Genomic DNA, 12586 nt, shown 5'->3' on the forward strand with positions numbered 1-12586 from the left:
CTGTAAAAAAAGACAGGCTTTTATCTCATATCGTTGGTTAAGCGCTTGTTAATTTTAACTAAACTTTAAAAATAAAAAGTGTGCTCCTGTTCAGGAACACACTTTTAAGAACATAAAAAAATAATTTATGCTAGCGTAGAATTTCTATTTTTCTGACGATCACACCCTTATCGGTCCTGATCTGTACCTGGTATATTCCCGGTGCAAAGGCCGACAGGTCAATATCGTGCGCCGTCCTGCTTTGCGCCCTGGTTTCATAAAGGGTTTGTCCCAGCATAGAGCTTACATTAACCTGCTCCATTACCAGGTTGCTCTGGTTGCGGATATGGATGGTATGTTGCGCCGGGTTGGGATACAACGACACCATATCCTGGCCGATCGCTATTTTCCCGATGCCGACGGTATTGGCCGACTGGGTATCTACGATCGAACCGCAGCTGCTGAATAGCTCAAGGGTAACCAGGTAAACGCCCTGGCCGGCGTAGGTATGCGTAGGCTCCGGATCGGTCGATTCCGGCATACCATCCCCAAAGTTCCAGCGATAAGCCACCACGTTTACCGGTTCTATAGCAGAAAAGGTATAGGTGAGCAGGCCGTCGTTATGCGCGCTGATACCCTCATAGGAGGGGAGCAGCCCGCTCATGCTCACCGTAATTGTATCCCTTACAGAACAGCCATCGCCATTGGTTACGATCACCGCGTAGGTTCCCGCTTCTTCTACCAGCAATTGCTGGTCATCGGCGCCCGTGTTCCAAAAGTAATCGGCGCCCGTGTTGCCCGCATCCAGCATTAAGGTCGCCTCTTCGCAAATGGTAGTATCATTGCCCAACTCGACTACAGGCGAGTGCAGCAAAGTAATATTGACGGTATCCGACTGGCTGCAGCCGAAGCTATTGGTAGCGGTTACATGGTAGGTTCCCGATTCGTCGATCTCACGCGTTTGCGCTGTAGAGGCATCGTCCCACAGGTAGCTGCTGCCGGGATTGCCGGCATCCAGGGTGGCTGTTTGCTCAGCATCGCCACAGATCGAGGCGTCGCTGCCCAGGTTCACATCCGGCACAGGGTAGATCATAGCCACCACTTCTTCCCGGCCGCTCTCGCAGGGAGAGCGCATTCCAAACTGGATATTGGGCCGCGCGGTGGACGTATAGCCTGTGCCCGGGCTGGAACAATTATTCGCAGTATTGGAATAAAGATAATGGACCGCCGTAAAGGGAAGACCGGAAGTATAGCGTATGGTATTGGTCCCGGTAGGCGGCGCCGTATTCTGATAACAGGTTTCGACAATAATATCGTCGATGCCATTCCAGGGGAAAGGCGTAGGCAGCACAAACTGGTTGACGGCAAGCGGCGTGATCACATAGCCGGTATTAGTATATACCGGCGTCATGGCCGTTTCCCAGGTGGTGGTCAGCCCGCTGAAAGTACCGGTCTTCAGCCTGATCGTGAAGTCGGTGAGGGGTGTAGTGGTCGCTGCGGCGAGCACGTCGAAGCCGATCGACGTGATAAGGCCGGCGTTGAAGCCCAGCGCCTGCAGCTCCGATGCCTTGACGAGATATTGCACCTTCTGCGATTGGTAAGAAGCATAAAAGGGAGAATAAGTGGTCGAGGTAGTTGTGGTGCCCGACCCTACGAAGCTTGGCTGGGGTTGCGCCGAGCCGATGTCGGCGGCAACATAATAGCTGGTATTGGTGCTGAGAAAGGGTGTATGAAAGGGACTACCCGTCGCTACCGGCACCGTAGCCACAGGACTGTTATACCACTTGACATTGGCATTGGCCGATGCTGTAGCATACAGGGCTACAGAACCCGGACCGCAATTGCCGGTATCCGGCGCAGCGATCACCTGCGGATTTGCGACCGATATTTTCAGGGAATCGGTGTAGCAATAGTCGACGCCACCGCCGATTCTTACCCGGTACCAGACATCCGAGCTAAGGCCCGCACCTACATAACGGGCGGTATCGGTATTGGCGATATCGCTCCAGCTGGTACCATTCGAAGCGCTTTGCCATATCAACTGGCCCGGCTGGTAACCCGAACCGGGCGCAAGCGACATATAGGCATTGCCACCCATACAGATCGTATCCAGGTTGGAAGCAAGACTAAAAGCGGCAGGTTGCAAGCTTGCCGCCAGGGTATCGTTGCCGTTCTCAGTATCTCCTGCGCCATTGGGCAAATAGGTCCATGCCTTTACTGTAGCAGGAACACCCGCCGGGAAGCCGGCAATACCCAGGGTAACTGTATCGATGCTGGGGCCTGCCGGATTGGTCAGCGGTACCAGCAAGGTGTTGTGGGTGACCGGGGGCTGGGCTACTCCGTTTACTTCCCAATATACCTGTACGGTATTAATATTATTGGAACCGCCATTGGTGATGGCCACTTTTACCTCCTGCTGGCCGGCACAAAAGCTACCGGAAGGCGTCACGAGGGCTATGGTACCGGCATTGTTGATACCGGTCACGGGTATCTCAAAGGCGCCTACCATGGGCGCCGGCGGGCGCGGCTGATGCAAGATGTCCTCGGGTACTACTGCCGTCAGGTTTTCACCCGATGCAAATAACGCATAATTACCCGGCGTAAGATCGCCGGCCGCAGGATTGGCAAACTGCGGATCGGCCGACGGCGATCCCGTTTCCAGAGCAGGATAAGCGGCCTGGAATGCAGCCCGGGTAAGATAAGCCGTGGTGTAATAGCCGTAATTCTGCACCCCGGCCTGGCTCGAGTTCACATAAATATTGTTACGCTGTGCATCGGTGATACTGGGCGCCGTGCTGTAATAAAAGCCGTACTTGATCCCACCGGAACCGGCCGTAATATTCACCAGGTTATTCTTGATCAGCACATCGGTATTGGTACCGGTTGCATACATCCCATAATTGGCCGAAGTCCCGGTTAATACCTTATCTATGCTGACCGTATTGTGGTATACCTTGGTATAAGTGGCCGAGCTTAGGTAGATACCATAGATAATGCCGCTGGCATTGAGGTTGTACACCGCATTGTTATAAACCAGATTGTTGTTGCCGGCCGTAGCATCACCCAGCAGGTATAGCGCATAAGTGCTGCCGGTGCCGGCACTGCCTGCAGCTGCGGGGTCGTGCACACGATTTCCGGCGATAATGGTGCCGGGCGCCGTACCGGTAGTATAAATGCCGTAAAAGGTAGTCGTGCTCGTTTTCGTGGCCCGGTTGAAGTCATTACCGATGATACGCGTTCCGGTAGCGCCGTTCAGGTAAACACCGTAATAGTAGAAGTTCTCGATCCGGTTCCCCTCAAACGTATTGCTGTCTGAAGCACCTGCCACAGGCAGCGCATAATAAGGTCCACCGGCGCCGGTGGGCCCTTTCAGGTAGTTGTATCCTATGTAGCAATGGGAGCCGTTGTTGCCGGTGCTGGTGGCCGATGTATTGGAGGTGGAAAAGCAGATACCGCTCGAATTGGCCGACGCAGTGGTTGTTAAGCCGCTCAGATCGAAAACACAGCGGGTGATGCTGTCCCAGGCTGCACCCTGCGTAATGAGTGCCGCCCAGCCATAATCGGCGGCCAGGGTCTTAAAGTTAATGCTGTCGATGGTAACGTAACGGCTGCCCGACAAAGTAAGCATCTGGCGGTTGGCCGAAGTATTGGCAAACTGCACCGTGGCGCCATTGCCATTGAAACGGACAGTGTTTACGGTGCTGGCGCCACCGATGGTACCTATTGATATGGTTTCCCCATAAGGTGTTGCCGGATTGACATTAAAGACCACCGGGCCCGCAATGCCGCAACTTAGTGCGGCAATGGCATCGGCAAAAGAGTTAAAGTTGGCGCCTGCGGTGGGCAAAGCATTATTAATCGTATAAGTACCACCTGCAAATGCCGGATTCACCACCACCTGCACCGGTGCGCTGTACACAGGAACATTGGTCCCGCAAACGACTTTGGCCCGGTACCAGGCCGTAGCCGTAACCGTGGTGGTCAGGTTGGAAGAAGTGCCGGCAGGCGCTACGCTGGTCGGCACAAAAGGCGTATTGGTAGGTGAACGTTCCCATTCGTACGTTTGTCCCGAGCCGGTAGAGTTGCCGCTAAGCGATAGCTGGATGCCGGCTCCGGTGCAAAGGCTGCCGGAAGGCGCTACCAAGGCAGTACCTGGCGTGGGCGGGTTGACGCAAGGCGGTGCGGGCGTTATTTCCAGCCCCAGGTCGCTCCAGGAGCTGGATAGGGTTCCTGTAGCAGCTATGTTGGATACAGTGGTGTACAGTCTTTTGTTGGTGCTTGTAGTATAATTGCCGGTCAGTCCACCCGTTTTGGACGAGTAAGAGATCTCTACCACCAGGCTTTGTGTATTGTCGTACGGAAAAGGGGTGGGCAGCACGATCTCGTACCAGCCGCCGGAAGTGGCGCTCCCGGTTACGGTAAATGAAGGCGCCGACAAGGCAGAAACGGCGCCGGTAAGGAAAGTAGAATTGGGAAAAACAGTGAGGTTATTCTGAAGAAAAGCGACGTTGAAATTGGAAAAGGTACCGGTGGGCGCTGCAGTGGCATTTCTCAGGTATATTTTGGAAATCAGCCCCGGTGGCGGGAGGGTATTAAAATCGCCGGGCAGGTAGAGCTGCTGCGATCGCATTGCCGTGCTGTTCATAGGGATGGTGCTGGTGGTGGTCCCGGTTCCCTTGTAGTAAGGTGGTGTTTGTGCAAAAGAAAAAAGCGTGCACGTGACCAGAAGAGAAAGGAGTAGCCATTTTTTCATAAGCTTGTTGGTTTTAGGCGGCCGGGGACCACGAAAGCGCCGGCCTGGTGAGCAGAAAAAAATGTCGCACATCCCCCTAAGAGAGGGAGATATATTTGAAATTACATTAAAAAGTGTGGGGAAACGAATAGGGAAACAGCCTATCTATTAACGAGTACTTTACAATACTCAATAGATTAAATCTTCATATACACTGCGTAATTCGCTAAGGGCGTGATTGTCGCCTGCTGCCGAGGCCTGTTCTATACCCAGCTGATAGATATGAATGGCGCCTTCAGTATCGCTGGCACGCTCCAGCAGCTTACCGAGATGGTAGTAGGTAGCGACGTATTGGGGTGCGCGCTGCAGGTTTTGCTCAAAGCAGGCTTTTGCTGCAGCTTCATCTCCCGCCTTGATATGTTCCAGGGCCAATGCATGCAGGAGGAAGCTATCCTCCGGGCTGTCCTTTAAAAATGCCTGCAGCTGTTCTATCCTGCTCATGCCGCCAAAAGTAAACAATTATCATTTTATCAAGGCCGCGGAATATACCGCAAGGCTTACCAAGCAATAGTTAAAAAAGCTATTTTTGTCCGCATTAAACTATCAACAGCGCTTTATGCTACAACAGGAAGGTTTTAAGAAGTATTTGCCGCACTTATGGGCTATTGGTATTTTTCTGGTGATCAGCTGTATCTTTTGCTACCCTGCCTTACAGGGAAAGATCCTGGACCAGCACGATACCAAATCCTGGATGTGGAGCTCTAAGGAATCCCGCGATATCTATGAAAAGACAGGCCACTGGCCCCAGTGGACCAATAGTACTTTCAGCGGTATGTTCCAGGCGGGCCATTCGCCGTTAAACCTGTATGGTAAAGTGCTTGAAGTTATTTTTGCCTGCGTGGAAAAAACCCCGGTTTCCTTCTTTATGCTGGCAATGCTCTGCTTCTACCTGCTGGCAAGTGTCTTGGGCATCAACCGATGGCTTGCCATTATAGGTGCAGTCGCCTTTGCGTTCAGCAGCTACAATCCCACCGCCATCGCCGCAGGACATAATACCAAAATAATCGACCTGGCTCTTTTGCCAGGCATCGTAGCAGGTGTGATCCTGGCTTACAGGGGAAAATACTGGCAGGGTGCGGCTATTACCGGCATCTTCCTCTTCCTGTACATCATGGCCAATCACTTGCAGATCATTTATTATTCTATTTTTCTCGTATTGGCGCTATCGGCCGCAGCGCTCGCCGGTGCTTTGCGCAGAAAAGAAACCGGCAGCTGGATCAAAGCATCCCTGGTGTTGGCGCTGGCTGCGGGAGCAGCCTGCCTGGCCAACGCCTCAACCTTGCTGCAAACGGAAGAATACAGTCATTATTCCATTCGTGGCGGCACAAGTGAGCTGAGCGGCGGAAAAGACGCAGCTGGCCAGCAGAAATCCACCGGCCTGGACAAAGATTATGCTTTTTCCTGGAGCAACGGACGCGCAGAGGTATTGAGTATATTGGTTCCCGGCATTTACGGTGGCTCCAGCAATGAAAATATCGGCGAAGATTCTCACTTCGGCAAAAAACTATCCGACCTGGGTGCAGCCCCCGACGCTATCGAGACGATGACCCGGCATGCCAATCTTTATTGGGGGCCACAGCCGATGCTTGCCGGCTCTGCCTACTTTGGTGCTGTTGTTTGCTTCCTGTTTGTACTGTCACTGTTTGTCATCCGCAGCCAGTACAAATGGTGGCTGGTAGGTGCAGCCCTCTTCTTCATGCTGCTTTCCATGGGAAAAAACTTCGCAACGCTGAATTATTTCCTTTTTGATCATTTCCCGTTGTTCAATAAATTCCGTTCGCCTAATATGGCCATCAGCCTCAGCTCGCTGATCTTTCCGTTGATGGCTGTGTGGGCGCTCCGCGACATTTTTGCAGGCCAGATCAGTAAAGAAGAGGTATTAAAAAAGCTGAAGCTATCCCTGCTGATAACAGGGGGATTGTGTCTTGTGATACTGATCGCCTCGCAAACCATGATGGATTACAAGGGAGAGCGCGACGACCAGATGGCGCAACAATATGGTGGAGAAGCCGGCAAAGAGCTGGTTAAAGCATTGCGGGAAGACCGTTCGGCTGAGACTACCGGCGATGCCTTCCGTAGCCTTATCTTCGTATTGCTGGCAGGCGGCGTGCTTTGGGCCTATAGCAAAGACAAAGCCGGGCGCAATACCACTATCGCCATTCTGGGTGTGCTTATTGTTATTGATCTGCTGCCCGTGGGCTACCGCTGGATGGACACCGACAACTACACCGACCCCGAGGAATACCAGGCTCAGAATTTTGCCCCAAGCCCGGCAGACGCACAGATACTGCAAGACAAAGATCCCTACTACCGCGTATTCGACATCTCCGGTGGCGACCCTTTCTCGGATGCCAAACCTTCTTACTTTCACAAATCCGTAGGCGGTTACTCCGCTTTGAAGATGCGTATCTATCAGGACCTGATCGAGCACCAACTCGGCAAACTGAACCATGCGGTACTCAATATGCTCAATACCAAATACCTGATCGTACCGGCACAGGCCCAAAACCAGCCTCCGGGTGTTATTCCCAATCCCGGCGCCCTGGGCAATGCCTGGTTTGTATCCGACGTACAGTGGGTAAAAACGGCAGATGAGGAGATGAATGCGCTCGATGCGCCGCCAATCAATAATCCCGGCGATACAGCAGCCGGATCATTTAACCCCGGTCAAACCGCCGTGCTGCGGGAAACGCACAAGGATGTGCTGGGCAGCTACGCCTTCGGCAGGGATTCGGCAGCCTATATCAGGCTCCAGCCCGATGGTTATGCTCCCGATCATCTGAAATTTGAATCGAACAACAACAAAGACGGCCTGGCCATCTTCTCAGATATTTATTATCCCCTGGGCTGGAAAGCAACGGTCGATGGTAAAGAAACACCGATCGTACAGGCCGACTATGTGCTTAGAGCCATTAAAGTGCCCGCGGGTAAACATGCGATCGAGTTTAGCCTTGAAGCTACTCCGGCAACAAAATCCGGCAACCGTCTTGCGCTTGCCGGCACCATACTATTAACCCTGCTGTTCGGCGCCGGCATCTATTTTGGCCTCGTGCGAAAAACAGCACAGCCGGCAGCGGCCCCGGGCAATAAAGCCTGATCCTGTTATACACATTTTCATTGGTTCCCCGGGATGTATTGCATTCCGGGGAATCTTTTTAGCACCACCCTTCTCCCGCGAAACCCTTGTAGATAAAGGTTGAAGCCACCATGCTTAACCACCTGTTTACCTTATAATTATTTCTTTGTTACCTATAGACAGATGTTGATAACTTGCCGGATCAGGAATAGGTTTATTCCCTTATATTTGTATAAACCGTACGCTTATGTTTAACGATGATTCCTGGGACGACGAAGAGGAAAACGGCTCAATTGAAGATCTGCTTCGGGATTATGAGCTGATAAAGAATGGGAACAAAAGCCGCTTTTTAGACGAAGAAGATTACGAATATATTATTGAGTATTTCTTTCAGAACAATAATGAGGCCGAGGCGGTAGCCGCCTGTGAACTGGCCCAGTCTTACTATCCCTACTCCACTTCCATACTGCTGTCCAAAGCCGAGATCCTTTTCCAGGCGCAAAAGTATGGGCAGGCCCTGCATGCGTTGGATATATTGGATGGCCTGGACCAGGAGAATGTGGAAGCAGTGTTGTTGCGCTCCGATATATACCTGGCACAATATAAATATGACCAGGCGGCACTCCTGCTCGAAGCAAAATGTACGCATTTCGAAGGCCGGGATAAGATAGAGCTGATGCTGGAGCTGTCGGATGTCTATGATGAATGCGAAGATTTCGAAGCGGTATTCAATATCCTGAAAAAAATACTGGAGCTCGATTACCGTAATGAGGAAGCCCTGCACAAGATCAGCTTCTGGGCCGATTTTGCGGACATGCAGGAACAAAGCGTGGCGTTGCATACCCGTATTATCGACGAAGACCCTTACAATGCACTGGCCTGGTTCAACCTGGGTGCGGCGTTGCAGGGCTTGAAAAAGCACGAGGAGGCCATCGATGCTTACGAATACTGCGTCGCTATCGACGAGAAGTTTGAGTTTGCCTACCGTAATATGGCAGATGCCTATATGCGCCTGCACTGGTACGACAAGGCTATAGAATCGCTGGAAAAGAACCTTGAGCTGGGCAAGCCCGAAGATGTGATCTTCGAGGCCATGGGCCATTGCTTCGAAAAACAGAAGAATTTTGACCGTGCGCGGTATTACTATCGCCAGGCCGTGCAACTGAATCCTGCCGACGATGGCATCTTTTACCGGATAGGCGAAACCTACTCCCGTGAAAAGCAATGGGAGAAGGCTATGAAAGCCTACTCCGTTGCACTCAATCTCAACAAGGACAACGCTGCATATTCGCTGGCCATCGGCAATTGCCTTATGGAACTGGAAGCTTATAACGAAGCGCTGGTATGCTTTATTAACGCGGTCCGGCTTAAACCCAACAATAAATCGTACTGGATCGCCCTGGTAAAAGGTCTGTACAGGAGTGGCGATTTCAAAGAAGCGCAAATACAGGTACAGTTGGCCAAGGAGACGCTGGGCAATAAACCCGACCTGAATTATTATCATGCCGGCATTTTATTTGCACTTGGAAAATCCAAAGAAGCGCTGCTTTACCTTGAGCAGGCCCTTGACGAAGCGCCGTCCCGCCTCAAGCTGCTTACCGAGATTAATCCCGAGATACTGCAGCGCAAGGCCGTGGCCGACCTGCTGGCCCGTAGCAAACGCAAGAAATAAGACATGCGAACACGTAAAAAGCGCTGCCTCTCTACAAAAGGGCAGCGCTTTTCTTATACCTGTGACCGGCACCGGTTACTTTGCGCCAACGGAATAATACATACAAGTAGTCACGAAATTGCGAAAAAAAGGTAACCAGGTAAGAGGTTTCCATTGCTTGCGCGGTTTCAGGCCGAATTTGTACCGGTATATAGGATTAATAAGATAGGCCTGCCGTTTCAATATTTGCAACCCGCTGCGCCTGATAATGCGCTCAAAGCGCTCGATGCTGATGCGTGTATCATAGATCTCCAACAGCTCCTGGATAGTGCCTTCAGACTCTCCCGCCCATTTCAGGATGCTGTGATACATAGGTCTGGGTAAGATATGATACCAGGGCAGCTTGCTGGCCCATTTGTTGTGGCACAGCTGCTGGTGACCGCCAAATGGCATATACCAGGGTGGGAAGCCGAAGAATATCTGCCCACCGGGGGCCAGCAAAGTGGCCAGGTAAGGGATAAAGGATTCCTGTTCAGGCACATGCTCGATCACATCTTTCAGGATGATTACATCAAAGAAGCCAAGGTATTGCGCCTTAAAATCATCGTCGTAGATATTTTTGGTCTGCAGCACCACCTGTCCCTGTTCCAGCTCGTCAGCCAGGTATTCCCTTGCCAGCACAATACGTATATCGTTGAGGTCCACGCCTACACAAAAGGCCCCCTTATCCAGGAAAGGCTTTAACACGCCGCCCTCGCCGGTTCCCACCTCGAGCACGTTTGTCTGCTTGCCTATTTCTGTATGAACTGCTATAAACGGAAGCACATACGCTTTCGAATTATCGACCTGCTGCTGATAACGTACCTTTGGATTGACATGCTGCTCCAGTGACATGAATTCTTGATATCTCTTTAATGCGAGAAAGCAAATATAATCAGGGTTTCCTATTATCAAAAATGCATTATTTCCCTATATCTGAGCTATAAATGGAAACAGCAGCCAGGCAATGCCCATTATTGATACAACACAGGCGCCGGCCCCCGCTCCTGCTGTAGCACTTTTCCTGATATACCATCGAGCAGGTAGGATTGCTGGTAAGTTTCTTTCTTATAATCTACCACCCAGCTTAGCAGCCATACATATTGTTTCAACGCCGAATCGTAACGGCGTTTCACCGTCCCGGTTGTCCTGAGATCGGCGCCCTTTTGCCGGGCAAAATCCAATACCTGCGGCAATGCAAAAGGATAGGACTTATCCTTATCTGTCTCCGTTACCAGTTGTCCCCGCTCATTCCATCGGCGCCATATACCGATTTCCAGGCTGGTAGAAAAGTATGTGGCGGTACTCTGTAAGCGTCCTTCCCGGTCAAATTGAAAAACCTCCTTTATAGCCTCTTTCCGATCTTCGTTTGCTTGTACATAGCCTGCCACCAGCGCTTTGTCATAGCCTTCATCCAGGTAATCGGGATCGAGGCGGTAGTGCTCCCATACATAATGGTCCTTATCCGGCGCAAAACCCTCGTAATGAGGATCTGCCTTGATCTGTTGCTCATACCGGGCAATATCAAAATGTTTCATAGATATTGGTTGTATAGGAACGGTATCCTGTGGCTTTCCCGGCCTGTTTGCATCAGAAGCAGGCACGCCTGCCGGGTTACCGCTGCAGGCCAGCAGCCAACAGCATAGCCCGATCGCAGCGATAGCGTTCAAAGCATTTTTTTGAGCTGGTCCCATTGCCATTTGAAAAGTTGTATACCCTTTATTCTTGTCGTATGCCGGTTATAATAATCCATGATATTATCGGTGCTGTATTGTTTGAATACATATTTGCTGCCATTGACAAAGGAATGCTGAAACCCTGATGCATGCAGCAATTCATGCGTCACAGTATTCCCCCCCGAATCGGCGCTGGTACCTGTTGCCTTGCAGGTAGCCTGTATATCCAGTATGATGACAGCAGGCTTCTTAGCGCTTTTCCGTTGCGGAATATCCGCTGCTTGCCCCAGCAGGTAGCCTTCGCTGCCACATTGATGCAGTGTCAGCGTTTCCGGCAGAAAATAGACCCTTAGATAGCCGTCGAAAGTACTGCCCACCGCCTTTCCTCCTGCCGTTTTCTTACCGGCTAAGGTCTGATCCAGCTCGCGGAATAAGTTCCAGGTTTCCTTTTCCAGCAACTGCCGTAGCCTGGCATGGTTCTCAAATACCATATTCGCATATTGCACTTCGACGGTCACATAAGCCTGGCTAAGGTATTTTTTCAACCGTTGCTCTTCACCAGTCGAACGGCCCTGGCGTCCATCTGAGCTCACCCGTACAAAAAGCACTTTCATTTTACGATGATACTTAGGCGCATTCCTTACTACGGTCAACCTGCCCGCCAGGCTTCGTTCTTCTCCTTTAACAGCATATACTTCTATAAACTCATCGGTATCGAAATAATCCAGGCAGCGGATAGAAAGCGTATTAGCCAGTTCCGTTTTCCCCGGAGTGAGCGGTAGCCCCTCATATCCCGACAACGTAAATTTATCTTCGCTATACACCCATTCAAAACGATCGGGCGCTTCCTCGATCTCGAGCTTCAGTGTGAGTAATGCATCGTTTTCGGGGAGCAACGAAAGATAAGGCACACAGTAAAGATAAGGCTTCCCGCCGCCATACTGCTTCCAGGGGACATTGAAGGTCTTGAATTCCCGTTGCACCAATGCATCATATTCCTTTGTCGACTGATGAAACTGCTCATTGCAGAAATCAGGCATGCCATTCTTTTCCGGATAGGTATAATAGCCAATGATATCGTGATACCAGGTATCGCCCTTCATCCCGGTATCGCCCGTCCTCAGCCAGTCAAAGCCGAATGCTCCGTTCCAGCGGCTATGGGGCCTGAAGGAGATCAGGCAACGGGCCGCCAGCTCTTCCGGCGGCCGCAGCGGCGTATCCCCGATCAGCAGATCCACACCATTCTCGCCTTTACTATTGACCTTGCCGGCCGCCTGCAGCTGAGCATCGCCTTCTTCGGCGATCCAGGTAACTGCCGGCGCCTGCTCCGTTATTCTCTTTGCTTTGAAAATGATATTGCCCAATTCCGGGTT

Annotated in this window: 7 protein-coding genes; 2 read left to right on the forward strand and 5 right to left on the reverse strand. The window is 51.4% G+C overall.

The window, feature by feature from the left end:
* Positions 1 to 130 precede the first annotated feature (130 nt).
* Both DZK30_RS07475 and DZK30_RS07480 read right to left on the reverse strand, forming a co-directional pair.
* A complete protein-coding gene (locus tag DZK30_RS07475) occupies positions 131 to 4732 on the reverse strand; it encodes a PKD domain-containing protein (RefSeq protein ID WP_162902930.1) in 4602 nt (1533 codons plus the stop codon).
* Between the two features lie 168 nt (positions 4733 to 4900).
* Positions 4901 to 5212 carry a hypothetical protein gene (locus DZK30_RS07480; RefSeq protein ID WP_118974008.1) on the reverse strand — a complete coding sequence of 104 codons (312 nt, stop codon included), beginning with the start codon at positions 5210 to 5212 and terminating at the stop codon, positions 4901 to 4903.
* A gap of 115 nt (positions 5213 to 5327) precedes the next feature.
* On the opposite strand from DZK30_RS07480, the gene DZK30_RS07485 reads away from it, so the two are divergent.
* On the forward strand, positions 5328 to 7868 hold the full coding sequence (locus DZK30_RS07485; protein WP_118973511.1) for a YfhO family protein: 2541 nt from the start codon (positions 5328 to 5330) through the stop codon (positions 7866 to 7868).
* A 226-nt stretch (positions 7869 to 8094) separates the two neighbouring features.
* On the forward strand, positions 8095 to 9519 hold the full coding sequence (locus DZK30_RS07490; protein ID WP_118973512.1) for a tetratricopeptide repeat protein: 1425 nt from the start codon (positions 8095 to 8097) through the stop codon (positions 9517 to 9519).
* A 75-nt stretch (positions 9520 to 9594) separates the two neighbouring features.
* Here DZK30_RS07490 and DZK30_RS07495 read toward each other — a convergent pair whose 3' ends face one another.
* The 3 genes from DZK30_RS07495 to DZK30_RS07505 form a co-directional block, all read right to left on the reverse strand.
* On the reverse strand, positions 9595 to 10392 hold the full coding sequence (locus tag DZK30_RS07495) for a class I SAM-dependent methyltransferase (protein ID WP_118973513.1): 798 nt from the start codon (positions 10390 to 10392) through the stop codon (positions 9595 to 9597).
* Between the two features lie 119 nt (positions 10393 to 10511).
* On the reverse strand, positions 10512 to 11075 hold the full coding sequence (locus DZK30_RS07500; protein WP_162902931.1) for a hypothetical protein: 564 nt from the start codon (positions 11073 to 11075) through the stop codon (positions 10512 to 10514).
* A 128-nt stretch (positions 11076 to 11203) separates the two neighbouring features.
* Positions 11204 to 12577 (reverse strand): zinc metalloprotease, encoded by a 1374-nt coding sequence (locus DZK30_RS07505; protein WP_162902932.1) that lies wholly within the window; start codon positions 12575 to 12577, stop codon positions 11204 to 11206.
* Positions 12578 to 12586 lie beyond the last annotated feature (9 nt).

The sequence above is a fragment of the Taibaiella koreensis genome, from assembly GCF_003545715.1.
Taxonomy (GTDB): domain Bacteria; phylum Bacteroidota; class Bacteroidia; order Chitinophagales; family Chitinophagaceae; genus Taibaiella; species Taibaiella koreensis.

What these genes read in the sequence shown, in the direction of transcription:
- DZK30_RS07475 (WP_162902930.1), bottom strand. Translation starts at nt 4,732, where the DNA reads ATGAAAAAATGGCTACTCCTTTCTCTTCTGGTCACGTGCACGCTTTTT.
- DZK30_RS07480 (WP_118974008.1), bottom strand. Translation starts at nt 5,212, where the DNA reads ATGAGCAGGATAGAACAGCTGCAGGCATTTTTAAAGGACAGCCCGGAG.
- DZK30_RS07485 (WP_118973511.1), top strand. Translation starts at nt 5,328, where the DNA reads ATGCTACAACAGGAAGGTTTTAAGAAGTATTTGCCGCACTTATGGGCT.
- DZK30_RS07490 (WP_118973512.1), top strand. Translation starts at nt 8,095, where the DNA reads ATGTTTAACGATGATTCCTGGGACGACGAAGAGGAAAACGGCTCAATT.
- DZK30_RS07495 (WP_118973513.1), bottom strand. Translation starts at nt 10,392, where the DNA reads ATGTCACTGGAGCAGCATGTCAATCCAAAGGTACGTTATCAGCAGCAG.
- DZK30_RS07500 (WP_162902931.1), bottom strand. Translation starts at nt 11,075, where the DNA reads ATGAAACATTTTGATATTGCCCGGTATGAGCAACAGATCAAGGCAGAT.